General features: G+C 51.8%; 24 protein-coding genes. 14 read left to right on the top strand and 10 right to left on the bottom strand.

The window, feature by feature from the left end; translation table 11 throughout:
* The first annotated feature begins 211 nt into the window (after window positions 1–211).
* The 6 genes from P2G88_RS11385 to P2G88_RS11360 all read left to right on the top strand — a co-directional run bounded on the left by P2G88_RS11385 (window position 212) and on the right by P2G88_RS11360 (window position 6779).
* Window positions 212–3226, top strand: coding sequence for an ExeM/NucH family extracellular endonuclease (locus P2G88_RS11385; protein WP_275796023.1), 3015 nt, complete (start codon window positions 212–214; stop codon window positions 3224–3226).
* A 15-nt stretch (window positions 3227–3241) separates the two neighbouring features.
* The gene (locus tag P2G88_RS11380; protein WP_275796021.1) at window positions 3242–3790 is read left to right on the top strand and encodes a cohesin domain-containing protein; all 549 of its coding nucleotides are present in this window, start codon (window positions 3242–3244) and stop codon (window positions 3788–3790) included.
* Between the two features lie 192 nt (window positions 3791–3982).
* Complete coding sequence (locus P2G88_RS11375) at window positions 3983–4705, top strand: PEP-CTERM sorting domain-containing protein (protein ID WP_275796019.1); 723 nt, start codon at window positions 3983–3985, stop codon at window positions 4703–4705.
* A 117-nt stretch (window positions 4706–4822) separates the two neighbouring features.
* Window positions 4823–5167, top strand: coding sequence for a YggL family protein (locus P2G88_RS11370; protein WP_275796017.1), 345 nt, complete (start codon window positions 4823–4825; stop codon window positions 5165–5167).
* 46 nt (window positions 5168–5213) lie between these two features.
* Window positions 5214–6011, top strand: a complete 798-nt coding sequence (gene murI, locus P2G88_RS11365; protein ID WP_275796015.1) for a glutamate racemase — start codon at window positions 5214–5216, stop codon at window positions 6009–6011.
* A gap of 18 nt (window positions 6012–6029) precedes the next feature.
* Window positions 6030–6779 (top strand): carbon-nitrogen hydrolase family protein, encoded by a 750-nt coding sequence (locus P2G88_RS11360; protein ID WP_275796014.1) that lies wholly within the window; start codon window positions 6030–6032, stop codon window positions 6777–6779.
* On the opposite strand, the gene P2G88_RS11355 is transcribed toward P2G88_RS11360, so the two are convergent.
* Window positions 6776–7831: an oxidoreductase gene (locus P2G88_RS11355; RefSeq protein ID WP_275796013.1), complete on the bottom strand. Its 1056-nt coding sequence runs from the start codon at window positions 7829–7831 to the stop codon at window positions 6776–6778. The genes P2G88_RS11360 and P2G88_RS11355 overlap by 4 nt on opposite strands.
* Window positions 7832–7923: 92 nt before the next feature.
* Between P2G88_RS11355 and glsA the strand changes: the two genes are divergently transcribed.
* A complete protein-coding gene (gene glsA, locus P2G88_RS11350) occupies window positions 7924–8910 on the top strand; it encodes a glutaminase A (RefSeq protein ID WP_275796012.1) in 987 nt (328 codons plus the stop codon).
* Here the strand turns inward: glsA and P2G88_RS11345 are convergent.
* Genes P2G88_RS11345 through P2G88_RS11330 form a run of 4 tightly spaced genes read right to left on the bottom strand, consistent with a single transcriptional unit; the run spans window position 8907 to window position 14769 of the window.
* Complete coding sequence (locus P2G88_RS11345; protein ID WP_275796011.1) at window positions 8907–9434, bottom strand: cob(I)yrinic acid a,c-diamide adenosyltransferase; 528 nt, start codon at window positions 9432–9434, stop codon at window positions 8907–8909. The genes glsA and P2G88_RS11345 overlap by 4 nt on opposite strands.
* Complete coding sequence (locus P2G88_RS11340; protein WP_275796009.1) at window positions 9431–10648, bottom strand: CsiV family protein; 1218 nt, start codon at window positions 10646–10648, stop codon at window positions 9431–9433. Before P2G88_RS11340 ends, P2G88_RS11345 begins: the two co-directional genes overlap by 4 nt.
* A complete protein-coding gene (gene mfd / locus P2G88_RS11335) occupies window positions 10648–14157 on the bottom strand; it encodes a transcription-repair coupling factor (RefSeq protein ID WP_275796007.1) in 3510 nt (1169 codons plus the stop codon). The genes P2G88_RS11340 and mfd overlap by 1 nt, the downstream gene beginning before the upstream one ends.
* A 15-nt stretch (window positions 14158–14172) precedes the next feature.
* Window positions 14173–14769, bottom strand: coding sequence for a PilZ domain-containing protein (locus tag P2G88_RS11330; protein ID WP_275796005.1), 597 nt, complete (start codon window positions 14767–14769; stop codon window positions 14173–14175).
* Window positions 14770–14985: 216 nt separating this feature from the next.
* Between P2G88_RS11330 and P2G88_RS11325 the strand changes: the two genes are divergently transcribed.
* The 4 genes from P2G88_RS11325 to P2G88_RS11310 all read left to right on the top strand — a co-directional run bounded on the left by P2G88_RS11325 (window position 14986) and on the right by P2G88_RS11310 (window position 18669).
* The gene (locus P2G88_RS11325; protein WP_275796003.1) at window positions 14986–16185 is read left to right on the top strand and encodes a lipoprotein-releasing ABC transporter permease subunit; all 1200 of its coding nucleotides are present in this window, start codon (window positions 14986–14988) and stop codon (window positions 16183–16185) included.
* 39 nt (window positions 16186–16224) lie between these two features.
* On the top strand, window positions 16225–16902 hold the full coding sequence (gene lolD / locus P2G88_RS11320; protein WP_275796001.1) for a lipoprotein-releasing ABC transporter ATP-binding protein LolD: 678 nt from the start codon (window positions 16225–16227) through the stop codon (window positions 16900–16902).
* Entirely contained in the window at window positions 16899–18137 is a 1239-nt protein-coding gene (gene lolE, locus P2G88_RS11315) for a lipoprotein-releasing ABC transporter permease subunit LolE (protein ID WP_275795999.1), read from the top strand. The genes lolD and lolE overlap by 4 nt, the downstream gene beginning before the upstream one ends.
* A gap of 133 nt (window positions 18138–18270) precedes the next feature.
* Entirely contained in the window at window positions 18271–18669 is a 399-nt protein-coding gene (locus P2G88_RS11310) for a FosG family fosfomycin resistance glutathione transferase (protein WP_275795997.1), read from the top strand.
* A 10-nt stretch (window positions 18670–18679) separates the two neighbouring features.
* Here P2G88_RS11310 and P2G88_RS11305 read toward each other — a convergent pair whose 3' ends face one another.
* The 3 genes from P2G88_RS11305 to P2G88_RS11295 form a co-directional block, all read right to left on the bottom strand.
* Complete coding sequence (locus P2G88_RS11305) at window positions 18680–18967, bottom strand: type II toxin-antitoxin system RelE/ParE family toxin (protein WP_275795996.1); 288 nt, start codon at window positions 18965–18967, stop codon at window positions 18680–18682.
* Window positions 18960–19181, bottom strand: a complete 222-nt coding sequence (locus P2G88_RS11300; protein ID WP_012518669.1) for a hypothetical protein — start codon at window positions 19179–19181, stop codon at window positions 18960–18962. The genes P2G88_RS11305 and P2G88_RS11300 overlap by 8 nt, the downstream gene beginning before the upstream one ends.
* Window positions 19182–19334: 153 nt before the next feature.
* The gene (locus P2G88_RS11295) at window positions 19335–20024 is read right to left on the bottom strand and encodes a DUF599 domain-containing protein (protein WP_275795976.1); all 690 of its coding nucleotides are present in this window, start codon (window positions 20022–20024) and stop codon (window positions 19335–19337) included.
* A 100-nt stretch (window positions 20025–20124) separates the two neighbouring features.
* Here P2G88_RS11295 and P2G88_RS11290 point away from each other — a divergent pair, with 100 nt between their 5' ends.
* The 3 genes from P2G88_RS11290 (at window position 20125) to P2G88_RS11280 (ending at window position 23832) form a co-directional block, all read left to right on the top strand.
* Window positions 20125–21054, top strand: coding sequence for a tRNA-dihydrouridine synthase (locus P2G88_RS11290; protein ID WP_275795975.1), 930 nt, complete (start codon window positions 20125–20127; stop codon window positions 21052–21054).
* 109 nt (window positions 21055–21163) lie between these two features.
* Complete coding sequence (locus P2G88_RS11285) at window positions 21164–22570, top strand: amidohydrolase (RefSeq protein ID WP_275795974.1); 1407 nt, start codon at window positions 21164–21166, stop codon at window positions 22568–22570.
* Window positions 22567–23832, top strand: coding sequence for an amidohydrolase family protein (locus P2G88_RS11280; RefSeq protein ID WP_275795973.1), 1266 nt, complete (start codon window positions 22567–22569; stop codon window positions 23830–23832). The genes P2G88_RS11285 and P2G88_RS11280 overlap by 4 nt, the downstream gene beginning before the upstream one ends.
* A gap of 64 nt (window positions 23833–23896) precedes the next feature.
* On the opposite strand, the gene P2G88_RS11275 is transcribed toward P2G88_RS11280, so the two are convergent.
* Both P2G88_RS11275 and P2G88_RS11270 read right to left on the bottom strand, forming a co-directional pair.
* A complete protein-coding gene (locus tag P2G88_RS11275; RefSeq protein ID WP_275795972.1) occupies window positions 23897–24136 on the bottom strand; it encodes a hypothetical protein in 240 nt (79 codons plus the stop codon).
* A gap of 86 nt (window positions 24137–24222) precedes the next feature.
* Entirely contained in the window at window positions 24223–24834 is a 612-nt protein-coding gene (locus tag P2G88_RS11270) for an arylesterase (protein ID WP_275795971.1), read from the bottom strand.
* Window positions 24835–24849: the final 15 nt, after the last annotated feature.

Here is a 24849-nt window from a genome sequence, read left to right as displayed (position 1 = left end):
TAAGCTTACTTATCGATTTGAGTAAGTTTACTTTTAACTCATAACTAATTGATTAATAAGTTATATGTACAAGAAGTTATGAATTCTATCGAAGTCTTCCTGTTTTAATACCAATGTTCACAATTTAATACGTTTTGTCGCCGCGCCGGTGCTTGAAGCTGCAACGCCTTGGTGCATAAGAATCCGTATTAGAAAGAGCAAAGGAACCCCTATGAAAACCAAACTCACAGTGCTGTCGGCTGCCATTTTGGCGTCCATGCACTCATTGCCAGTAGCTGCAAACAACCTCATCTTAACGGGGGTCATCGACGGACCATTGACCGGCGGTGTACCTAAAGCGATTGAAATTTTCGTGCCTCAAGATATTGCTGACCTCAGCCGTTGTGGCGTGGGTTCTGCCAATAATGGCGGCGGAACTGACGGTCAAGAGTATACTTTTCCCGCGGTAGCCGTTAGTGCAGGCACCTTCTTATATGTTGCATCTGAGAGTACTGGATTCACTAACTTTTTCGGTTTCGCGCCTGATTTTGCCAATGTAAGTGCAGTAAACGTTAACGGTGATGACGCCATTGAGCTGTTTTGCGATGGTGCTGTAGTTGATACTTTTGGTGAAATCAGTTGGGCGAGCAGCCCATCCTGGGCTCATACCGACGGTTGGGTCTATCGTGTTAGCGACACGGGCGCTGACGGTAGTGAGTTTGTCCCTTCAAACTGGGAATTCAGCGGCAAAGACGCTCTGGATGGCCAAACTGATAATGCCAGTGCCGTTATACCCTTTCCATCCAAGACATTCACGATCGGTACCGTTGATCCAGAGCCTGTGGTTGAGCGCTTGATCTTTTCCGAGTACGTTGAAGGCGCTGGCGGTAACAACAAAGCCATCGAACTTTACAACGCCGGTACTTCAGCTATCGATTTGAGCAGCTATCAAGTGCTGTTGTATATCAATGGTTCTACTACTGCCGGTACCACCTTGAGCCTAAGCGGTTCGTTGGAGGCTGGTCAGACTTACGTTATTGCCAACTCGGGTTCCATTCAGGAGATACTGGACAAGGCCAATATTACTTCTGGCGTGACCAATTTTAACGGTAATGACGTTCTGGAACTGCGCAAAGACGGTGAGCTGGTAGACAGCTTTGGTCAGGTGGGTAATGGTGCTGATTTTGCCAAAGACGTGTCTTTGGTCAGAAACCAAGGCATCATCACTGGTGACACCGATTCCAGCAATGCCTTCAGCTACAGTGATGAATGGACTAATCTTGGCACCAACGTATTTTCTGACTTGGGTCGTCACCATGGCGATGACAGTGGTGAGCCACCCGTATCCGGCCTAGGGCAGTGCGGCGATAGCGCCACATTGATTAGCGCTATTCAAGGTGAAGGTGACGCCTCTCCGTTGCTGAACCAGTCTGCGATTGTTGAAGCCGTGGTTACTGCTTCTTTCCCTAACCTCAGAGGATACTTCGTTCAGGAAGAAGCCGCCGATCAGGATGCCAATGGCAACACCTCTGAAGGCTTGTTTGTATACACCAACAGCAGCACTGGCCTGCCAGTTGAAGGCACCTTAGTGCGGGTAATGGGTAATGTGGCTGAATTCTATAACAAGACTCAGCTGGCCCAATCGGAAGCCGCCCTGGATTGCGGAGCTGCTGCGGTATCGCCTGCTGTGGTTAGTCTGCCATTTGCTAATGCCAGCAGCGCTGAAGCACTGGAAGGCATGTTGGTGACCTTTGAGCAAAACCTGACTGTGACCGATAACTACAACCTGGGCCGTTACGGTGAAGTGACGTTGTCCAATGGTCGTGTTTATATTCCTACTAATTTGCATTTGCCAGGTTCAGCCGAAGCGCAAGCATTGGCTGCACAAAATACCTTGAATCGCATCCTGCTGGACGATGGCGTAAGCGGTCAAAACCCTGTCAATGTGATTTACCCCACTGGTGGTTTGTCTGCCAGCAATACCCTGCGCACCGGCGATATGGTGACCAGCCTGACCGGTGTGGTGGACTATAACTTCAACGAGTACCGTGTGGTTCCCACCCAGGCACCTACTTTTGTACAGGCCAATGCCCGCACAGCCGCACCTGAGTTAGCACAAGGCAACCTGAAAATTGCCAGCCTTAACGTGCTGAACTTCTTTAACGGTGATGGTCAAGGCGGTGGTTTCCCGACTGCTCGCGGTGCTGATACTGCACAAGAGTACACTCGTCAGTTGGATAAACTGGTATCTGCCCTGGTGGCCATGGATGCTGACATAATCGGTTTGATGGAAATCGAAAACGATGGCTACGGCGGGAACAGTGCTATTGCCCAGTTGGTGGCTGCGGTTAATGCCCGTTTGGGTGAAGCCCGCTACGCCTTTGTTAACGCCGGTGGCCCTATCGGTACTGACGCTATTGCCGTGGGTATGCTGTACGACACCACATCTGTGGAGTTGGTGGGCAATGCGCTGATTAACACCGATGCGGTATTCAGCCGTCCGCCATTGGCACAGCGTTTCCTCGGTAAAGACAGCCTGGGTGAGCTGACTGTTGCTGTAAACCACTTCAAGTCTAAGGGCTGTGGTGGTGCAAGTGGTGCCGACCAGGACCAGAACGATGGCCAGGGTTGTTACAACGCCTCACGTGTAGCGCAAGCGCAAACATTGACTGCCTGGTTGCAATCAGAGCCAAGCCTGAGCAAGGACAAAGATCAACTGATCATCGGTGACCTCAACGCCTATGCCAAAGAAGATCCAATCATGGCCCTTGGCAGCGCAGGTTTTACCAACCTGATCAGTGAATTTGTCGGTGCCACGGGATATTCCTATGTGTTTGGCGGCCAGGCCGGTTATCTGGACCATGCCCTGGCGTCAAGCAACCTGCTTGCTCAGGTGCTGGATGTGACCGAATGGCATATTAACGCCGACGAGCCGCGTATTCTTGATTACAACACTGAGTTTAAGTCTGCCACTCAGGTAAATGACTTCTATGCCCCGGATGCTTACCGTGTGTCTGACCATGATCCGGTGATCATCAGCCTGCAACTCAACCGTGAACCTGTGCGTGGTGACTGGGACGGCGACTATGATGTGGATCGCAATGACGTAAACGGCCTTATCCGCGCAATTGCTAAGAAAGAGCAAATTGATATGGCCTTTGACCTGAATGAAGACGGTATTGTAAACGTGAAGGATGCTCAGGTGATGATGAGCCTTTGCAACCTGAATGGCTGCCGCGTTCTTTAATCTGGAGTACTAACAATGAAAAAATTTATTGCACTTTGCGCACTGGTACTGGGCTTCAATGCAAATGCGGCCTTGATCAATCTGTCACTGGATAACATCGATGTGAATGTTGGTGATGAAGTGACATTGACTATCGAAGCCACTGGTTTGGTGGATATAGCATCTTTCCAATTTGATTTGCTGTTCGACGCTAGCATGTTCAGCTATGCCAATGACGGTATGGGAAATGCGTTTTTGGACAGTTCAGATCTGTTTGGCGCACTGTCTTTTGGCGCTTTCGATAACGGTACTGGCCTGGGCTTTGGCTTTGTGGATTTCATGCCGCTTACCGGAGATGTTCTGGTGGCCAGCATTAAATTTACTGCACTGGCGGCCGGTAGTTTTGACTTTGGTTTAGCCAATGCACTCTTCTCTAACTCCTCGTTTGAAGATGTTGCTGTTGATTTGGCACAATCGGTCAGTGTTCGTGCTAACGCAAATGCCGTACCAGAACCTGCTGCTTGGGCGCTAATGTTACTGGCCCTGGCCGGACTAACAGTTGCCCGTCGCAAACAGGTTAAGTAAGCCGAATAAAAATAATAAAAATCAAAAACCAGCCGGGTTTCCCGGCAACCATTGAGCTTTTGCCCCGCCTTGTGCGGGGCTTTTTCTTTTTTTACTGTCGAGTTGGTTGGCACGACAGCAAAAATCTTTTAAATTCAAAGCTCACCATGCTGTGTCAGCCCAAGCGGCGGCATAGCAGTTTGGAAGTAAACCATGCAAAATTCTGTTCGTTCTTTACTCTTAGGTATTTTCGCTACCTGCACATTGCTCATCTCAGGCTATACGCAAGCCGCAATGATCCTGCTTTATGATGATTTCCAGTGGTCCAATTCAAGCTGGACTATGGCGGTGAATGGCTTGGGTCATGATCTCACCAGCGTTAACAGTGACGATGGATTTTCCTCTGCGCTTAGTACGGGCAATTGGGATTTGGTGATTGCCCAGTTTGATGACCAATGGCACACCACTGCTTCCGGGATTTTGCAATCTTTTGTGCAAACCGGTGGGCGGGCCATTCACAATCATTGGCAAAACGGCGCCGATACAAGTTTCGGAGCGACTGTGCAAGGTTGGAATCAATCCAGTTTATCCATGGGCCCTTTGTTTTCTTCTGGGCTAACTAGCAGTGAACTGTCATTGAACAACCTGGGATACGCTATTTTCTCGCGCAGTTTTTCAGTCGATAACGCGCAAATAGCGGCTACCTTTGAAGACGGCAATGCCGCTATTGTGGTGGGGAATAACAGTCGCACTATTTTAAACGGTTTTATGGGCGAAACCCTGGATCTTGAAGATGAGATCCGCCTTTATCAAAATCAGATCCGTTTTTTGTTGAATGGTGCAACTGCATCGGTCCCTGAGCCGGCGGGTTTGGCTTTGCTGGCGTTAGGTATACTCATTGGGGCCCGTCGTTTTTGCCGGCAATCATCTTTCTGAGCGAAGCATCCTGTAATTTCTGATATTCCTTTTATCCTCAATGGTTGGTGTCAGGCACAACACAGGGTAGAATGCGCGCCCAATTGGCATTCGCCCTAGCTCCTATGAGGAATTCCCATGAAACTGGATAAGATTGACAACAAAAACCGCCGTCTGCGTAAAAAACTGTACCTCGGCGAATTCGCCGTAATGGGCTTTGAGTTCAACTGCCAATTGGCTGACAAAGAAGAAGCCACTTACGAAGGCTTTATCGATGAACTGGTTGAGTTCGTAGAAGGCCGCAACCTGATGGTATTCGGTGGTGGCTCTGAAGATACCTTCGATGCTTTTGTTAGCTCACAGGAGCGTTATGGCTCTGCCTCTGAAGACGATCGCAAGGCTATGGAAGCCTGGTTGTCCGCCAATGCCAAGGTCAAAGAAGCCAAGGTAGGCGACCTGGTTGACGCCAACAACATTATCTAAGTGCCCTTAGCCGCCGTGCCTTTGGTCCGGCGGCTTGATTCATCCCATGCAAGAACATTCTGATGCGCCAATCGGCGTTTTTGATTCTGGTGTTGGCGGCCTGACCGTGTTGTCGGCCATACATCAGCGCCTGCCGAATGAATCCTTAATCTATGTTGCCGACAGTGGCTTTGCCCCTTATGGTGACAAGCCCGCGCAAGACATTATTAAGCGCGCTAAATCCATTACCGATTTTCTGCTCTCTCAAGGGGCAAAGGCCATTGTCATGGCCTGTAACACTGCCACGGTGGTAGCCGCCAGTACTTTACGTCAATATTGTCCTGTGCCCATTGTTGCCCTGGAGCCGGCTATCAAGCCCGCTACCCAGCTTACAACAAGCAAGGTGATCGGTGTATTGGCCACCCGTCGCACCTTGGAAAGTCCCTCTGTGGCGACCTTATGTGAGCGTTTTGGCAACGGCCTGGATATCCGTTTGCAGCCTTGCCCCGGTCTGGTGGAACAAGTGGAACAAGGGGCGATGGACAGTGCTGAAACTCAAGCTTTGCTAAAAGGTTACTTGACGCCACTGATCGATGCCGGTGCCGATACCCTGGTGTTGGGCTGCACGCATTATCCACTGCTGCGTAAGCAAATTGCCGCTATCGTTGGACCCCATGTACAGATTTTGGACTCTGCACTTGCCGTTAGTAAGGAGCTTCAGCGACGCCTGACGGAAAAAGGTAGCCTGTCATCGACGACGGATGCTTCCGTTCGATTTTTCACCAGCGGCCATCCAGATCTGTTGCAGCCACTGCTTTGCCAGCTTTGGGGTAAAGCGGTATCCCTGGCATTACTGCCAGACTGACAGTTTCAAGGAAAGATCATGCAGGATATTTGTATTGCTATTGCCCAAACCCGCAGCCTGGCCGGCGATATAAAAGGCAATATTGCTGCGCATTTGGCGATGGTCGAACAAGCGGCACAGCAGGGCGTACAGCTCGTGCAATTTCCTGAGCTGTCGCTTTGCGGCTATGAACTGGAACGAGCTGCCGATTTGGCCTTTTGCACAGATGATGTGCGCCTTTTGACATTGTGCGATGCAGCCCGAAGGTTACAGATGTATATCCTGGTTGGCGCTCCCCTCAAGGCTAATGGAGAAACTACTGAGAAACCCCGCATCGCCACTTTTGTCCTGTGTCCCGATGGTAAAATCCAGATCTATGGCAAACGCTTCTTGCACGCAGGTGAGGAGCGTTATGTATCTGCCGGGAGCCAACAACTGTTGTTGGATATTAATGGCTGGCAGGTTGCAACAGCCATTTGTGCTGATACGGGTTTTCAGCAACATGCGGCCGATTGTGCCGACTTAGGTGCCCAAATTTACAGTGCCGGCTCACTGATCACCGAAGGTGGCTACGCTGTCGATACCCAAAAGCTGGCCGACTACTCCCGCGCTTACAACATGTTGGTGATGATTGCCAATCACTGCGCACCTACCGGCGGTTGGCATGCGGTGGGACAAAGTGCCGTCTGGGTGGATGGGCAATGCCTGGCAAGGGCAGGACAAGATGAGGCGATAGTTGTTGCCCGTTTCCGCCACGGACAGTGGCAGGCACAAGTACACCCCATCTAGACAATGTCGGTCGGAACAACCAGGCGTGTTCCGGTTTCACTGCTTTTTATCGCTAACTCAATTAACCGGATGCCCACTATGGCGTCATTGATGTGCACCGGTGAAGGCGCACTATGCAGCATGGCATCGGCCACGCCTTGGTAAAAATGTTGGTAGCTGCCAGGTAGGCTCGGGATGCTTTGCTTAGTTTCGCCATTGTAAAGGCAACCGTCGTTGTCGGGTGCTTCTCGTGCCCAATCTGCTTGCTGCGGGAGGATACCCGCACGAAGACAGGCTTCCTGGGGATCTAATCCATACTTTACGTATTCTCCGAGGCTGCCCTGGGCACGAAAACGGCAAACCGGCGCCGCGCTGTGAGAGCCGGCATGCAGAATCACTTCCTTATCTGCATAGTGAAGCTGCAAGTGAAAATAGTCCACCGCCTGTGCCTGTTCACGTGTCAGCAGGCAGCGAGCGCTAAGGGCATCCGGCAAGCCAAACAGTACCAGGGCCTGATCGATAAGATGAGGGCCCAAATCCCATAACAGTCCGGTACCCAGGCCAGCGCTTTCACGCCAGCGCTCTTGCACCTCGGGGCGAAAACGATCGAAGCGCGATTCCAGCAGGCGCACCTGCCCAAGTTTTCCGTCCTTTATCAGTTTTTGCAGGGTCATAAAATCCCCATCCCAGCGCCGGTTGTGGTAGGAAAACACCTTTTTTCCAGTACGCTCGGCCAGCGCTTTTAATGCCAGTCCTTGTTCCAGGCTGACCACCAGGGGCTTTTCCACGACCACGTCTTTGCCACTTTCCAATGCCAGCTTAGCCAGGGGGAAATGTTGATCATTAGGGGCGGTGATCACCACCAAATCGGCTTGGCATCCTTTAATCATCTCAGTGGCGCTTTGAAAGCGCATGGCATCGCCAAGCTCAATGGCGGTGACTGCCTGCGAGGTACTGAGCGCCACTAAAGAGAACTGTGGTGAGCAGCGGATAAAAGGCAGATGAAATACCTTGGCCGAGAGACCATAGCCAACCACGGCGACCTTAATGGGATGAGCTTTATCCGTATGCATGAGTCTTTCCGACGTTCGTGCGCGTTATCAACAGCGAAGCGACAGGGATTTTTGCTATCCTATGCTCAAATTCCCAAAGAGAACAACAGATTATGTCCGAGCCAGGGATCACTCCCAGTTTCCAGCGCACTTTGCACGGCGATGCTTCCCGCCAGCAGGATACGCCGTCCTTAACTACGCTGGTTAGTGACTTGGTTGCAGAAGCCCGCGCGCTGCCGGTCAGTGGTAAGGTGGCTAACTATATACCGGCTCTTGCCGAAGTGGATCCCAATCGCGTGGCGCTGGCGATGGCCACTATTGATGGGCAGGTGGTAGGGGCAGGAGAAGCTGATCATCGTTTTTCCATTCAAAGTCTGTCGAAAATATTCGGTTTGACCATGGCCATGAACCGGGTTGGTGACAGTCTGTGGAAACGGGTCAACATGGAGCCCTCCGGGCAGTCCTTTAACTCTATTGTGCAGCTCGAATGGGAGCATGGTATTCCCCGTAATCCCTTTATTAATGCCGGGGCTATTTTGGTCGCCGATGTGCTCAACAGTCACTATTCCTCCAGCAAACAGGCACTGTTGCGCTTTGTACGCCAGCTTGCCCTGTGCGAGAGCATCTATGCTGATGACAAGGTCTATCGGTCTGAAAAGCAGACCGGCAACCGCAATGCGGCATTAGCCTATTTGATGAAAAGTTTTGGCAATATTGAGTCTGATGTAACGGCAGCGCTGGATCACTACTTCTACCAGTGTGCACTGGCCTTAAGTTGTAAGGAAATGGCCAAGGCTCTGAGCTTTTTAGCAAATCGTGGGGTGCATCCTTTTAGCGGCCAGCAGGTATGCAGCCGCCGTGACGCCCATCGCATCAACGCCATCCTCTCTACCAGCGGCATGTATAACCAGTCGGGCGAATTTGCCTTTACCGTGGGGTTGCCGGCCAAAAGCGGGGTGGGGGGCGGCATTGTGGCCATTGTGCCGGGCTATGGCGTGATTGCCGCTTACAGTCCCAGGCTTAATGATTTTGGTAACTCGGTGCAGGCCATGCATATGATCACGCGCATGGCCGAAGAGTTGGGCCTGTCGGTGTTTTAAAGCACTTGATCGGCCACTTTGGCCATCTGGTTCAAGCGTCTGGCCAACACAAACAGCCAGTCGGACAGGCGGTTTAGGTACTTAAGACAAAGTGGCGGCACATCGTGTTGGTGACTAAGGGCCACCATCACTCGCTCGGCGCGCCGGGCCACAGTGCGACATACATGGGCCTGGGCTGCGGGTGGGCAGCCACCGGGCAGAATAAAATGGCGCTGGGGTACTAGCTCTTCCTGCCAGGTATCAATTTGTGCTTCCAGGGCAGTTAAATCCTCTTCCACCACCTTGCCGTGGGCAGAAATCACAAAGCCGATAACAAAGAGTTTGCGTTGTACCTGAGTGATGCCGTCAGCCTCTGCGTTTGAATCACTTTCCGGCAGCATGCTTCTCAGCAGGCCCATATGGGCATTCAGTTCATCCAGGCTGCCATAGCATTCCAGCAGGGCATCGTCTTTGCTCAGGCGAATGGCTTTGTCCACATAGACCTGGGTTTGTCCGGCATCGCCGCCTTTAGTGTAAATCTTCACTCATCGTCTCCCTCATAACGGCGAATTTGTACCACCATGCCGAACATAGGATGGTCGAAATAGTGAATCTGCTTACTAATTACCCTTCTCAGTTGGTCAAAGGAAAAGTCATACAGCCTGGTATTGGCGCGCGTATCGTTGGGCACCAGCCCTGCCACGCTGGAGGGGCGGTTTAAGGGCAGTGGGGTGCCCATTAGGCCAGCGGGGCCTTCCTTGCGATACACGAGGTTAGTATCAACATGCAGATAAGGTACCCGGTTAATATATTGCAGGTATACCTTAAACAGGCCGTCCAATTCCCATAGCTGATCGGTGGTGACCCCTTCTTGTTCCTGGTTTTCTTCTTGGGTCAGGCGCAAGGGTTGATTAAGGGCCTCTTCCACTTGCTCAATCAGCGATTTGCTTGGCTGTTGTGGCGCCAACTGCATCGGGCTTTGTGGATTTAACGGAAGCGGCAAGCCATGTAAGTCAAAAGCCTTGGCAAAGTTTGTCCCGCCATAGAGTCTAAATGGCGCCGCTTTGCTTTTACCTACTGTAACCTGCTGACGCCAGGCTAAGTGCAGCAGAGGACTGTTGCCACGTTGTCTGTACAAGTCCCGTGCTAACTGGCGAAGCTCTAAAGCGCTGCTGGGAATAATGTAGGCACCGGCATCCTGATGACTGACACGGCCTGACAGCGGTGTTGGCACCTGGGCTATAAATTCTTCAGGCTCAGGGTATTCGATGATAGGCGCAGGGAACCAATCGCGCTCATAAGGCTGTACGCAACCTACTCGCGGTATGCGAAACGCAAACGAATCTGCCTGTGTCTGACTGGCTTGGTCGACAGGTAATGCCCCGACAATTTGCGCACCGGTACTTTGCGGCATCATCTCGGTTGGCTGGCGATACTGTGCCAACTCATCCAGGCGCTTGTTCACGGCATCCAGCAAACCTGGTTCCAGGAAAGGGATCTCTTCGCTTTCTTCTTGCTTGATTTCGCAAGCGGGCAGGGCCGCTATCAAACTATCGATATTGGGGAGCAGTAACGGCGTGATCAGATCCACGGCCCGTTGCATTGAGGGCAGCTCAGCCGGCTGTGGGAACTGCTCATCCAGTGTTTGTACTGCCTGGTCACGTTTATAAAGCAGTACTTCCACTTCAAACCACCAGTCTTCCTGGGCCTGAACGCCAGCACCGAACAACGAGAGCAGTATTAGGGATTTTTTGATCATCAGGCGGCCTGCGTTTTTTGTTTAAAGCTGTCCAGCATATCGGCAATCAAGTTGACGCGTTCCTGGGCTTGTTGGGTAGCAATGCTAAATTTCAGTTTTTGTGGGCCTTCCAGGCGATAAATGCGCGGCTGGCTTTGGATCAGCTTTATGATAAAGCCGGGATCGATGCGGGTGTCCTGTTCGAATTCCACAAATCCCCCTTGTTGGCTGGCTTCAATTTTACGAATGCCAATACCACGGGCTATGAGTTTCATCTGCGCCAGTTTCAACAGGTTTTTGGCCGGCTCCGGCAACAATCCAAAGCGGTCAATCAACTCAACCTGCAGATCATCCAACTCTTCATCATTCTTACAGTTGGCGACTTTCTTGTACAAGGACAAGCGGGTATTTACATCACCGATATAGTCATCGGGTAATAGTGCCGGAATGCGCAGCTCGATCTCAGTATGACTGGACAGGGCCTCATCCAACGAAGGCTCTTTGCCTTGTTTCAAGGCTTCCACCGCGCGCTCCAGCATCTCCATATACAAGGTAAAGCCGACGCTGGCGATTTGCCCCGATTGATCTTCACCAAGCAGTTCACCGGCACCACGTATTTCCAAGTCATGGGTGGCAAGGGCAAAGCCTGCACCCAAATCTTCCAGGGATTCGATAGCTTCAAGACGCTTCTTGGCGTCTTTGGTCATGCGCTTGGGATTGGGCGTCAGCAGATAGGCATAGGCCTGATGGTGCGAACGGCCCACGCGGCCACGCAGTTGGTGCAATTGCGCCAGGCCCAGGTGATCGGCCCTGTCCATAATAATAGTATTGGCCGACGGCACATCGATACCGGTTTCGATAATGGTGGTACATACCAGCACGTTGAAGCGCTGATGATAGAAATCCGACATTACCCGTTCCAGGTCTCGCTCGCGCATCTGTCCATGACCAATGGCGACCCTGGCTTCAGGCACAATTTCGGCGATTTCTGCGGCGGTTTTGTCGATGGTTTCCACTTCGTTGTGCAGGAAGTAAACCTGACCACCACGCAGGATCTCACGCATAATGGCTTCGCGGATCAGCATCTTTTCGCGCTCGCGCACAAAGGTCTTGATGGCTAAACGCTTGGCGGGGGCGGTGGCAATGATGGACAGATCGCGCATGCCGGACAAAGCCATATTTAATGTCCTTGGGATTGGGGTGGCAGTCAGCGTCAGAATATCCACATCGGCGCGCAGGGCCTTGAACTTATCTTTTTGACGAACGCCGAAACGGTGCTCTTCGTCGATGATGACCAGGCCAAGATCTTTGAACTTGACGTCATCTTGCAACAACTTGTGGGTGCCGACGACGATATCCACCTTACCTTCTGCCAGTGCTTCCTGAATCTGTTTGTGCTCTTTGGCACTGCTGAAACGGGACATCACTTCGATGCGAAACGGCCAGTCGGCAAAGCGGTCTTTGAAATTTTCATAGTGCTGCTGAGCCAGCAAGGTGGTGGGCACCAAAATTGCCACCTGCTTACCGGCGTTGGCAGCCAAAAAAGCTGCACGCATGGCCACTTCGGTTTTGCCAAAGCCCACATCGCCGCACACCAGTCTGTCCATGGCCATCGGACTGCCCATATCACGGATCACGGCATTGATGGCCTGCTCCTGATCGGCGGTTTCTTCAAAAGGGAAACTGTCGGCAAAACGCTGGTATTCCTGCCAATCGATATCGATAGCAAAGCCAGGCTTGGCCGCTCGCCGGGCATAAATATCCAAAAGCTGCGCAGCCACATCGCGCACTTTCTCGGCCGCTTTCTTACGGGCCTTGGACCAGGCATCGGTGCCGAGGTGATGTAACGGCGCATGGTCAAGATCGCCACCGCTGTAGCGGCTGATCAGGTGCAAAGAAGACACCGGCACATACAGCTTGGCGGCGTTGGCGTATTCAATGGTCAGGTATTCGGTAACCAGCCCGCCGGCATCCAGAGTTTGCAGGCCCTGATAGCGGCCAACGCCATGTTCAAGATGCACCACGGGCTGGCCCTGAGTGAGCTCAGCCAGGTTGCGAATAACGGCCGCTTCATCGGTGGCCTGGCGTTTGTCGCGCAGTCGGCGCTGGCTGATTTTATGACCAAGCAATTCGGTTTCGGTCACCAAGGCCAGCTTGGCATCAGGCTCATTGAGCTCAAAACTGTGCTCGGCATCACCGATGATCACGCCCAGGCTTTCATGACTGGCGAGGAAGGCATCCAAATGCTCAAAAGCCTTAGGCTTACAGTCAATTTTCTTGAGCATGCCGAGCAGGCTTTCACGGCGGCCCTGGCTTTCCACGCTAAACAGCACCTTGGCGCCTTCTTCTCGCCATTCGCGGATGGCTTGATTGAGACTGGCCATGGGCACTTTGTTTTGTGGCTTAATCGCAATATCGCGAATAGCGGCGGTGGGGAAATTGCTGCGCCCGGCCTTGTCTTCCACCGCACCATGCTGCACCTGCACCCGGGCGCGATGTTTCAACGCGCCAAAGAGTTCATCGACTTTGAGGTAGATCTCTGCCGGTGCCAATAACGGGCGAAGCGGGTTATAACGATATTGCTCGTAGCGCTCGTTTAAATCGGCCCAATAAAACTCGGCGGCATTGACCAGATCACCGTGCATCAGCACCAGACTGTCTGGATGCAGGTAATCCAATAATGTGGCGGTTTTTTCGAAAAACAGCGGCAGATAGTATTCAATCCCTGCCGGCATAATGCCTTTGCCTACCTGGTAGTAAAACGAGTCTTTGGCATTACTGGCGTCGAAACGTTCTAAAAACTGGCGGCGGAACAGATCTATGGCCGCTTTGTCTGTGGGAAATTCATGGGCCGGAAGCAATTTTATTTCGGCCACTTTATCGCCGGAGCGCTGGGTATCAGGATCGAACAGTCGGATGCTGTCAATTTCATCGTCAAACAGGTCGATACGATAAGGCTGCTTGCTGCCCATGGGGTAGAGATCCATGATCCCCCCACGAATGCTGTATTCGCCATGACTAATGACCTGATTGACCGCCTGGTAGCCGGCCCTTTCCAAACCTTGACGGAAACTGTCCAGTTCCAGCTTTTGGCCTTGTTTGAGAATAAGCAGATACCTGCCCAGATAATCCACCGGCGCTATCCGCTGCAACAGGGTATTAACCGGTACCACATACAGACAAGGCTGTGGTTGGGTTAGATGGAACAGGGTTTCCAAACGCTGCGAGATGATGTCCTGGTGCGGTGAAAAGGTGTCGTAGGGAAGGGTCTCCCAGTCCGGGAAGACTTTAACCAACGGTTTTCCCGAAGGTTTGTCAGACGCTCCAGATTCATTCAATAAAAAGCTATCTATTTCCCGCGCCAGTTTCAGTGCTGAAGGCGTGTCGGCGGTGATCAGTAATACCGAGCCCTGCTGTTGCTTAAGGGTATTGGCCAGCAGCAGAGCCAGGCTGCTGCCATGCAGATTGCCCCATTGCAGGTTATCACCGGGCTTTTTGGGCAAAGGTGGAGAAAAAATACTGGTACTCATGGGTGCTGAAATCGTTTATTCCGGACTACGTTGTTTGGCGCGCTTTCTTAATTGCTGAGTTTGCAGGTGCAAGCTGGCACGTACCAGCAGTTCCTGATCCTGTTCACGTATTCGATTGAATATCAGGGAAATATGGTACTGCTCATCCTGTTTCTCGCAAGCGATAACTTCGCCGAAGCAAAATACCGCGGAGGCTTCTTCTTCCAGAAACAGCCTTAATTCAACCAACTGCTCAAGATCCAGAGGCGTTGCGGATTCGAGCACCACACCGCCACCACCAAAGGATAAGGCCTGGTATTGGTGTTCCGGGCTACTTTGGGACTGCAGAATATAGGACATCATCAAATCGATTTTACGTGACTGATGATTAAGGTACGCCACCAGATCGGCGGCATGTTCGCTTAAGTTACGCAAGGGGCGCAGGGCCGAGACTTCCAGAGCTGACATTTCCGCAGCGATACGAAAGGCATAGGGCATATGCATTTCGATATTCTCTGTCTCCGGCAGCACAAACTGCTCTGGCAACGGGAGCAGGTTTACCTTAATGGGATGCTTAATACGGAAATATTCATCAAACTGCTGTTTTTTCTGTTCCAGTGTCAGATTATCCATCGCCTCTCCAGTTTTCGCGCCGGGGTCTTTGCGGTCACGCTTGATTGTTTGCCTTTTGTGCACTGCCGCCCAGGACAGCCCTTGATTGTCCGCTAGCTTACACCTATTATCGCCGTTCATTAAGAAAATCAGCGGATTACCTCATTCTATACGGCATTGCAGCAGGAAAGTGCCAGGGGCGTAAAATACCTCTGAAGTCCGTATAGGGATCATTCTATGTTTCACCCCCTCTTTGCATTTATCGGGTTACGTTACGCCAGGGCCGGGCAGGGCAACCCCTTTATCAGTTTTATCAATGGCTTCTCTGTGGCAGGTATTGCCTTGGGGCTGGCGGCGCTTATCTGCGTGTCGTCGGTGATGAACGGTTTCGAAGCCCAGCTTAAACAACGTATTTTGGGTATTACCCCACATTTGTTGGTGCATACGGCGGGTACCGATACCTCACCAGAACAATTAGCGGCTGTACCCCATGTGCAAGCGGTGTCGATGCATATTGAAAGCGAAGGCTTGGTGCAATCGCATACCGCCTTGCGCGGGGTTCAGATCCAAGGGGTAGAGCCCCAAGCCATGGCCGAGCACTCTTTGATTGCCCGGAATATGCTGTATGGCAGCTTTGAGGATCTTCGCCCCGGCGAGTATGGCCTGATGTTAGGTCGCGCCTTGGCGATTGCCTTGGATGTTCGCCCCGGCGACAGTATTCGCCTGCTAAGCGCAGCAGCCAGTGTTTATACCCCCTTTGGGCAAATGCCAAGCCAGCGCCAGTTTAGAGTGACTGGTGTATTTGATATCGGCTCGGAAATGGACGACAAGGTGGTGCTGCTGAACATCGAAGATGCAGCCCGTTTGCTGCGCAGCGATGTGACCACCGAAGCCACTACCCGGTTGTTTTTGGACGATGCCTTTGCCTATGAGAAAGTTGAACAAGCATTACAGACCATGGAACTGCAAAGTCATAGTTGGCGCGCCCGCCAGGGCCCGTTGTTCGATGCAGTCAAAATGGAAAAAAACATGATGTCGCTGATGTTGCTGCTGATTGTGGCGGTGGCTGCCTTTAACATTGTGTCGGCGCTGGTGATGGTGGTCAGTGAAAAGCAGGGTGATATCGCCATTTTGCGTACCCAAGGCATTCAAACATCACCATTAATGGGCATTTTCTTAACCAGCGGTTTGTATAACGGTATTAAAGGTACCCTGATTGGCTTAGTCGGTGGTGTACTGCTGGCGACCCAACTTAACCGTTTAATGGGGCTGCTGGGCATGCACCTGCTGCCGGGAATGGAAGTGCCGGTGCTGATTGAGTGGTCACAAGTTGCGACCATGGTGGGGCTGTCTTTACTGCTTTGCCTGCTGGCCACCCTTTATCCGGCAAGGCGCGCGATGCGCGTGGCACCAGCGGCGGTGCTGCGATATGAGTAATCGAATAATGCTAAATGCAACGCAAAAGGTAGCGGATAGATGAACGAGTTGTTGGCCTGCAGTGAGCTAAGCAAATTTTATGAAGAAGGGCCCCAGCGCGTTCAGGTGTTGGACCGTGTCAGTTTTATGGTCAAGCGCGCCGAGCAATTAGCCATCGTTGGCAGTTCCGGCTCTGGCAAAAGCACCTTATTGCATCTGCTTGGAGCGTTGGATACACCAAGCAGCGGAAAAGTAATTTTCGACGGCCAGGATATTTTTGCCTTTAATGCCCGTCAACAAGCCGAGTTTCGTAATCAGTGCCTGGGTTTTGTCTATCAGTTTCACCATTTGTTGCCGGAATTCAGCGCCCTGGAAAATGTGGCTATGCCACTGCTGATTGGCAAAATGAAAGCCGAACAAGCAGCTCATCAGGCAGAACAAATGCTACAACGGGTGGGTCTGGGTCCCCGGGCTGCCCATAAGCCCGGGCAGCTGTCTGGCGGTGAACGTCAGCGGGTGGCGATTGCACGGGCGCTGGTTAACAATCCTAAACTGGTACTGGCTGATGAGCCTACCGGTAACCTCGATAATAAAACCGCTGAATCCATTTACGCGCTGCTTAAAGAATTAACCGACGCCTTAAGCACCAGTTTTGTGGTGGTGACCCATGATATGCACCTTGCCCAGCGCCTGGATCGCACCCTGGTGCTGCACAATGGACGTTTGGAGCAAGCATGAACTCCCTGAGTCTGCAATTGGCCTGGCGCTTTCGGCGCAGCAAACGGCAAACCGGCTTCCAGTCCTTTATCTCAGCCTCATCCACCTGGGGCATTGCCTTGGGCTGTTTGGTGATGATCCTGCTGCTATCGGTGATGAATGGCTTCGAACGGGAGCTTAAAGATCGCTTACTGGCGGTATTGCCCCATGGCGAACTGATTGCCGTAGAGCCCACCGGTATCGTCGATTGGCAGCAGCAAATTGATCGCCTTTCTGCCGATGCACGCATTCAATCTGTGCATCCCATCACCAAAATGACCGGTATGGTTAAAGTGGGCGCCAAGATGAAAGCCGTGGAAGTCACCGGCATCGATGCCGGTAGTGCGAAGCAGGGACGGTTGCAGACCATGTTAAGTAGCGATTCGGCTGCCGGTTTTGCTGACAACGACCAGGGCATTTTGCTCGGTAAGGGTGTGATGCGGCAATTAGGCGTAGAAGTCGGACAGCAGGTACAGCTTTTGTTACCACAGCTAAGCGAAGGCGAGCGTTTTAAAGCGCCTAAATCGGTATGGTTTACCGTGGTCGGGCAAATTGGCATTGGTGGGGAGTTGGACAATCATGTGGCCATGGTCCATCTTGCGCGCGCATCCGAGATTCTAGGGGTGGTTACTGGCGCCCAGGGATTAGAGTTTAGCTATGCTGACCCCTATCAAGCGCCCATGCTTATGCGCGAGTTTGGTTTTGCCTTCGAACAGCATGTGTATATTTCCGATTGGACCCGCACCCACGGCCATCTGTACCAGGACATCCAACTGGTGCGCATGGTAGTGTATCTGGCCCTGACCCTGCTAATAGCGGTGGCTTGCTTTAATATTGTCTCGTCATTGGTGATGGCGGTGAACGAGAAACGAGCCGAAATCGCCATGCTCAAAACCATGGGCGCCGGCGATGGCCTGATTATTAAGATTTTTATGCTACAAGGCTTGCTTAACGGCGTTATCGGTACCCTGGTAGGCTGTATTCTGGGCGTATTGCTAAGCTGGCGCTTATCCTCCTGGATTGGCTGGCTGGAAGAAAAATCCGGTTTTAAGCTGCTCTCCGGTGATATCTACTTTATCGATTTTCTCCCTTCCGAGCTGCATAGCAGCGAAGTGCTGCTGGTTGCCGGTATTGCCTTGCTGCTAAGCCTGCTGGCCACCCTCTATCCCGCTTTTAAAGCCGCACGTATTGAGCCTGCTAAGGTGTTGGGGCACTGAGGAACAGGCATTGAGGCAAAGGCACCGACAGGGAGGTGAGGCGATAATTAGTGCGGTGTTAAACTGCGAATTATGTTGAAACAACCCTAATAAAGCTGACCATATTATCCGTTAGATTAGCTGAGGAAGATCTGTGCTTAGAGGACTGAATCATATCACTATTGCTGTCAGTGATTTAGAGCGTTCTCTTGCATTTTATACGGATGTGTTAGGTATGTTAGCTCACGTACGCTGGAATAACGGTGCTTATCTTAGCTTAGGCGGTATATGGTTTTGTCTCTCATGTGACAAAGTTTGTCCGAGTCAGGATTACTCACATATCGCTCTAGACATTTCTGAAGATGATTTTGCTTTGTTTACGGAAAAACTAAGAAATGCAGGTGTTGTAGAGTGGAAAAACAATTCAAGTGAAGGCCATTCAATGTACTTTTTCGATCCAGATGGAAATAAACTTGAAGCCCACTGCGGGGATTTGCAATCTCGGTTGAATTCGTTGAAAAACAATCCCTATGTAGGTTTAGTTTGGCTCTAAGAGGGATGTCTCAGAATATCTTTTTGATATCGCGATAAAAATTCTCATGAGAGCCCAGCGCTAACAGTTCCAGTACTACCCTTCCATCCTCATAGCTGAACCCGAGCAAGGTCAGCTGTTTTGTCATTTTGAATTTATATACACGTAGGAAGGACAAATCTCCTTTCTTTTGCTCCCCTAGAAGCGGATCTTCCATCAGTGCTTTTACCGCTTTATCTAAATCTTTCTTCTGATTCTGATGCAGCTTTTTAACTGCTTTCTTAAAGTTGGACGTTTGTAAAACGATGATGTTAGCCAAAATCGTATGGTTCCAATTTTCCGGCTTCTTTCTCGGCTTTGGAAATAATGGCTTGTTTTACGAACTCATAAGGCAAGTCAGGATTGTCTTCCATCATTTCGCCGATTTTCGCCCAGTGCTCTATTTGTTTAGGCATAGTACGGTTAAGCGCTTTGCCCATAATGGTCGCTTTTTCCACCAAATCCTGATCCAGTCTTACGCTTGCCGTTGCCATGGTATTTCTCCGGGTACTGATGAGTATATTGTAGCAAGGCGCTACATTTGTGGCAAAGTGCGCAGGATTTGGTCTGCCACTGCAGGCAGGCTAAGCCGAAGTCTGAGTAGCTGGTATGCACCATTAGCAGATTATGCTTGCGCCTTATCCCAATCAACTGCCGACTTTATCCACCTCTATCAACGCCTTTAACACCTTGGAATGAAACTCGCGCTGATACATCACCAGCATAACCACCACACTGGCTGCCATAAACAGCGCGGCATCGATAAACCAGGAGAGGGTGGCCAAGGAGAAGTAGATTGCACGCAGGCCATAGTTAAAGGAGTGGCCGGCCTGATCGATGACTTTGGCGGCGCGGTTGGCGTACAACGCCAGTTCATCCTCGGTGAGCTTGTTGCCGTTGGGAGCGGCGCCAATGAGCACTCCGCCAAAGCCATACTGGCGAAGTGACCAGGTAAATTGGAAGAAGGCAAACACGAAGACAAGCACCAACAGCAACAGTTTGATTTGGATCTGCTCGTGGGTTTGGGTGTCTGAGAGGGAAAACTGATGCAGCATGACTGCCAGTTTCTCCACCGAGGCCATGGCAGTCAGCAGACCAGCCATGATCAACAGGGCGCTGGAGGCGAAGAAGGAAATATTGCGCTCCAGGGTCGAGATAATGGAGACATCGGGAATTCGGTTTTCGCGCAGTAGCATTTGCGTCATCCAGCGGGTGCGCTTGGCACGAAGTTCACTGGCCAGGCAATGGCAGACCTTGGCTCGGCGCTTGGCAAACAGGGTATATCCGACCCAAATACTGAGAAACCATACCAGCGCAATACTATCCAATATCGTCATCTTCACACTCTCTGCACAGTGAAACAGGCTCTTGGGGGAGATTGCATCTGCAAACTGCTTATGCGCTAATAGCGCCCCCTTTTTGCAGGCAAATTTTTACATGGCCAACACCATCACCCTGGCACCCATGGAAGGGGTAGTCGATCACCTGATGCGGGACATGTTGACCCGGTTGGGAGGTTTCGATCTTTGTATTACCGAGTTTGTGCGTGTGGTCGACCAACTGTTGCCACCGCGCGTATTCTACCGTCTTTGTCCTGAATTGCATCATCAAGGCAACACCCCCGCCGGTACCCCGGTGCGTATCCAATTGTTGGGTCAGGATCCCGATTGGCTGGCCGAAAATGCGGTGCGGGCAGTGGCACTCGGCTCCCATGGGGTGGATCTGAATTTTGGTTGTCCGGCCAAAACCGTCAATAAGAATAAAGGCGGGGCAATCCTGCTAAAAGAAACCGACACCCTGTATCGTATCGTCAAAGCCGTGCGCGACGCCGTGCCCAAAGAACACATGGTCACTGCCAAAATGCGCCTGGGCTTTGAAGATAAATCCTTGGCCGTTGACAATGCCCTGGCCCTGGAAGCCGCAGGTGCCAGCCTTATCAGCATTCATGCCCGTACCAAAGTGGAAGGCTATCAGCCGCCGGCTCATTGGCATTGGATTGCAAAAATAAGGGAAAAGGTCAAAGTGCCGATCACTGCCAACGGTGAAATATGGTGCGCAGAGGATGCCAAAGCCTGTCAGGCACAATCGCAGTGCGACGATATTATGCTGGGCAGGGGCGCCTTGGCGTTGCCTAATCTGGCCAGCGTGATTAAAGGTCAGCAAGCGCCGATGGATTGGGAAGCGGTCAAGGTGCTGTTGGCAAAATATTCCGGCTATGAAATCTATGGCGACAAGGGCAAATATTACCCCAATCGCATCAAGCAGTGGCTGGGATACTTGCGCCGGCAATATGTGCAGGCCGACGCCCTGTTCGAGCAAATTCGCACCCTGCGTGACAGCCAATCCATCGTCAAGTGTCTGGAATGAGACTAGCCACATATTTGTAGAGTCTAACAGACTTGATCCCAAGTCGCGGCTCTGTTCTATTACCTTGGCACTATAAAAGCCGAACAGGCGATAGCACCACAGGGAACACATGAACATAAAACTAAAACCTATTACCCTTACTCTGTCCGCAGCGCTGCTGTTAAGCGCCTGTGGCTCGGAGCAAAAAGCCAGTCAGAATCCGCTGGTGGAGATCGATAAAGATCCCTATCCCAGTACCTATCAACCCTTGCCACAGCAGAAAACCATGATCACCAACGTCACCCTTTACGATGGCGTAGGTGGGCAGTTGGATAATGCCGATGTGCTGTTTGATAACGGTAAAATAGTCGCTGTTGGCCAGGATATGCAGATACCAGAGGGCACCGTTGTCTTTGATGCTGAAGGTAAATGGCTGACGCCCGGTATTATCGATGTGCACAGTCACTTAGGCGTGTATCCGACCCCGGATACCAATTCCCATTCAGATGGCAATGAAGCAACCAAACCGGTGACCGCCGAAGTCTGGGCCGAGCACAGCATTTGGCCCCAGGATCCCGGTTTTAGCCGCGCCTTGGCGGGAGGCGTGACCACCATGCAAATACTGCCTGGCTCTGCCAACTTGGTGGGCGGCCGTTCCGTGACCATCAAAAACCTGCCCAACAGAACCATGCAGGATATGAAATTTCCTGGCGCGCCCTATGGCATGAAGATGGCGTGCGGCGAAAACCCGAAAAGGGTGTACGGCGATAAAGGCGGCCCGGCGACGCGCATGGGTAATGTGGCGGGATATCGCCAGTCCTGGGCTGATGCGCAGGAATACATCGGCAAATGGGATAAGTACCGTAAAGAGTATGAGGAAGGCAAAGATCCGACACCGCCCAAGCGCGATTTAAAGCTGGAAACCCTGGCTGGCGTGCTTGAAGGTGACATCCTGGTGCATATGCACTGTTATCGCGCCGATGAAATGGTGGTGATGATGGATGTGATGAAGGAATTTAACTACCAGATCGCGTCATTCCAGCATGCGGTAGAGTCCTACAAAATTGCTGACAAGCTGGCCGAAAACAAGGTGTGCTCAGCCATGTGGGCCGACTGGTGGGGCTTTAAGATGGAAGCCTATGACGGCATCCGTGAAAACATCCCCATGGTTCATAAGGCAGGGGCCTGTGCCATCGTGCACTCAGACAGCGATCGCGGTATACAGCGCCTGAATCAGGAAGCGGCCAAAGCCCTGGCCGATGGCCGTCGGGTGGGTATCGACATCAGCAAAGCCGAGGCCTGGCAGTGGTTATCTGCCAACCCTGCGAAATCTTTGGGGATTTTCGATAAGACCGGTTCAGTGGAAGTGGGTAAACAGGCTGACTTGGTACTGTGGAGCGCCGATCCGTTCTCAACCTATGCCCAAGCCGAACAGGTTTATATCGACGGCGGTCTGGCTTATAACCGACAAAATTCCAATAGCTGGCCGGTACAGGACTTCGAGTTAGGCCAACCTGGTGAAGGAGATATGAAATGAAAAAGCTGATGTTATTGGCCGGTCTGTTTTCCTTCGCTGTGCAAGCCGAGAACCTGGCGGTGGTGGGGGGCTATACCCATACCTTGTCTGCTCAGGGCAGTCTGCAGGAAGCCACCATTTTGATCAAAGACGGCCGCATTGAATCGGTGAAGAGCGGTAACGAAGTACCAAGCGGTTACCGCGTTATTGATGCCAAGGGTAAGATTGTAACCCCTGGTCTGATTGGTGCCTATACCGCGTTGGGCCTGGTTGAAGTGGAATCCTCAGCTGGTCCTGTTGATGCAGAGTTTGAGCGTGAAGACTATGAAGGATTAGGGGCCGCATTCGATGTTTCCTATGCGATCAATCCGGATAGCAGTCTTTTTGCCATCAGTCGCATCGAAGGCTTTACCCTGGCCGCCAGTGCGATGCTCGATACCGGTACCTTGTTTCAGGGCCGCGGCGCGATTATTCGTTTGGCCGGCGAGCAGCCTGTAGTCAAAGCTAAGGCCTTCATGAGTCTGGCACTTGATAACAGTAGCGTAGAAGCCCTGGGGGGCAGCCGTGCTGTCATTTGGCCAGAACTGGAGGCAGCCTTTGAAGAAGCGGCCTCTTTAAAAGGTAAACCGCTGGGTGTTTCCGATGAGTTTTATGGCACCTTATCCAGAGCTGACGTGAATGCCCTGATACCTGTTGTGGCCGGACAAATGCCGCTGGTGGTGCGTGCTAACCGCGCTGCCGATATCCGGCAATTGATTGCCTTAAAGCAGCGCCATCCGGCCCTGAAAATGGTCTTGCTTGGCGCGATAGAAGGCTGGCGGGTCGCCTCGGAATTGGCAGAGGCCAATATTCCGGTGATCCTCGATCCTGAATCCAATCTGCCTTACAGCTTTGACCAATTGGGCGCGACCCAAGCCAATGCCGGCAGGCTCGACAACGCTGGGGTATTGGTGGCCATCGGTATCAATACCCACAATATCCGCTTGGCGACCCAGCATGCAGGTAATGCGGTAGCCAATGGCATGTCCTGGTTGGACGGTCTCTCCGCTCTTAGTCTGAATGTGGCCAAGATCTATGGCATCGACGCCGATTATGGCAGTTTGGAGCAGGGTAAGGTGGCGGATGTGGTGATATGGTCTGGCGATCCGCTGGAAGTCATGGAAGCCCCTTTGGTGGTTATTATTAACGGCGAGCAAGTCAATATGGATTCTCGTCAAACCAAGCTACGTGATCGCTACCTGAGCTTGAAACAGGATAAACCCATGGGTTACGTCAGGCCCTGAGGTGCAAACCAAAAACAATAAAGGCAGCTCAGGCTGCCTTTGTTTTTTGCAGGAGTAATGTTTTTCAGGCTTGGGTATTAATAATGGTGCCGGTGCGCTGGTTTGGGTCGGGCTGCTCACGCCTGGCTTCGTTTTCTAGCTGGCGCTGCTCCGCCTGATTGACCTCTGGACGGGGTGCGGCTTCCACCCTTTGCTGAGGTTGCTGCTCCTGGGCCTGCACCTGCTGCTGGGGCTCTGGGCGCTGTTGGCCTGTGGGTGAGGGGACTGGGGGTTGAAATCCGCCCGAAACTGACTCAATTGCCATGGTGATACCTCAGTACGATAAGTCGTTGACCCTGGGATGTATAGTGTAGACCACAAAGCCAGGGCCATCCTTTCACAAAAATTGAATTAAGGGGCCAGTAACAGTGGCTCCAACTGGCGCTGCATAAATTCGGCGATCTGAGGTTGTGCCTCTATGCTGGGATGGATGCCATCCCTCATCATCAAAGAGGGGTCCAGTGCCACTTCTTTGAGTAAGAAAGGGATCAGTGCAACCTCATATTGCTCTGCCAATTCCTCGTAACTGTATGTGAACATACTGGTGTACCGTTTGCCGAAATTGGTGGGGATCTGCATCTTTTGTAAGATAACAGACACCTCTTGCGCCTTTGCTAACTCAATCATTTTGCCAATATTGGCTTTAAGCTTGTCGATGGGATAGCCCCGCAATCCGTCGTTACCGCCAAGTTCAATTAACAGGTGAGTGGGTTGATGTTGCTCCAGTAACCGCGGCAGGCGGGCCAGGCCGCCATCGGTGGTCTCACCACTCACGGCAGCATTGATAATACTGACTCCTTTGTCTTGTAAAGCATCTTGTAACAAGTTCACCCAGCCCTCCTCTTGCTTAAGGCCATAGGCTGCGCTTAGGCTGTCACCCAGCACCAATAATTTGATTTGTTCTGCACGAAGTTGATCCGAAAAGGGTAAACATAAGAAAAGAACAAAGATAACCTTTAGCATTCTGAACACTATGAA

It is taken from the genome of Aliiglaciecola sp. CAU 1673, assembly GCF_029223185.1.
GTDB lineage: Bacteria > Pseudomonadota > Gammaproteobacteria > Enterobacterales > Alteromonadaceae > Bowmanella.
Note: the sequence above shows the minus strand (reverse complement) of the source record. Positions and strands in the feature narration are given on the sequence as shown.

Bases quoted from the DNA above. Each gene is read 5' to 3' on its own strand.
- lolE (WP_275795999.1), top strand. From the start codon at position 16,899: ATGAACTCCCTGAGTCTGCAATTGGCCTGGCGCTTTCGGCGCAGCAAA.
- P2G88_RS11330 (WP_275796005.1), bottom strand. From the start codon at position 14,769: ATGGATAATCTGACACTGGAACAGAAAAAACAGCAGTTTGATGAATAT.
- mfd (WP_275796007.1), bottom strand. From the start codon at position 14,157: ATGAGTACCAGTATTTTTTCTCCACCTTTGCCCAAAAAGCCCGGTGAT.
- P2G88_RS11280 (WP_275795973.1), top strand. From the start codon at position 22,567: ATGAAAAAGCTGATGTTATTGGCCGGTCTGTTTTCCTTCGCTGTGCAA.
- P2G88_RS11275 (WP_275795972.1), bottom strand. From the start codon at position 24,136: ATGGCAATTGAGTCAGTTTCGGGCGGATTTCAACCCCCAGTCCCCTCA.
- P2G88_RS11290 (WP_275795975.1), top strand. From the start codon at position 20,125: ATGGCCAACACCATCACCCTGGCACCCATGGAAGGGGTAGTCGATCAC.
- P2G88_RS11380 (WP_275796021.1), top strand. From the start codon at position 3,242: ATGAAAAAATTTATTGCACTTTGCGCACTGGTACTGGGCTTCAATGCA.
- P2G88_RS11370 (WP_275796017.1), top strand. From the start codon at position 4,823: ATGAAACTGGATAAGATTGACAACAAAAACCGCCGTCTGCGTAAAAAA.
- P2G88_RS11300 (WP_012518669.1), bottom strand. From the start codon at position 19,181: ATGGCAACGGCAAGCGTAAGACTGGATCAGGATTTGGTGGAAAAAGCG.
- P2G88_RS11285 (WP_275795974.1), top strand. From the start codon at position 21,164: ATGAACATAAAACTAAAACCTATTACCCTTACTCTGTCCGCAGCGCTG.
- P2G88_RS11270 (WP_275795971.1), bottom strand. From the start codon at position 24,834: ATGCTAAAGGTTATCTTTGTTCTTTTCTTATGTTTACCCTTTTCGGAT.
- P2G88_RS11355 (WP_275796013.1), bottom strand. From the start codon at position 7,831: ATGCATACGGATAAAGCTCATCCCATTAAGGTCGCCGTGGTTGGCTAT.
- lolD (WP_275796001.1), top strand. From the start codon at position 16,225: ATGAACGAGTTGTTGGCCTGCAGTGAGCTAAGCAAATTTTATGAAGAA.
- glsA (WP_275796012.1), top strand. From the start codon at position 7,924: ATGTCCGAGCCAGGGATCACTCCCAGTTTCCAGCGCACTTTGCACGGC.
- P2G88_RS11360 (WP_275796014.1), top strand. From the start codon at position 6,030: ATGCAGGATATTTGTATTGCTATTGCCCAAACCCGCAGCCTGGCCGGC.
- P2G88_RS11385 (WP_275796023.1), top strand. From the start codon at position 212: ATGAAAACCAAACTCACAGTGCTGTCGGCTGCCATTTTGGCGTCCATG.
- P2G88_RS11325 (WP_275796003.1), top strand. From the start codon at position 14,986: ATGTTTCACCCCCTCTTTGCATTTATCGGGTTACGTTACGCCAGGGCC.
- P2G88_RS11295 (WP_275795976.1), bottom strand. From the start codon at position 20,024: ATGACGATATTGGATAGTATTGCGCTGGTATGGTTTCTCAGTATTTGG.
- P2G88_RS11375 (WP_275796019.1), top strand. From the start codon at position 3,983: ATGCAAAATTCTGTTCGTTCTTTACTCTTAGGTATTTTCGCTACCTGC.
- P2G88_RS11340 (WP_275796009.1), bottom strand. From the start codon at position 10,648: ATGATCAAAAAATCCCTAATACTGCTCTCGTTGTTCGGTGCTGGCGTT.
- murI (WP_275796015.1), top strand. From the start codon at position 5,214: ATGCAAGAACATTCTGATGCGCCAATCGGCGTTTTTGATTCTGGTGTT.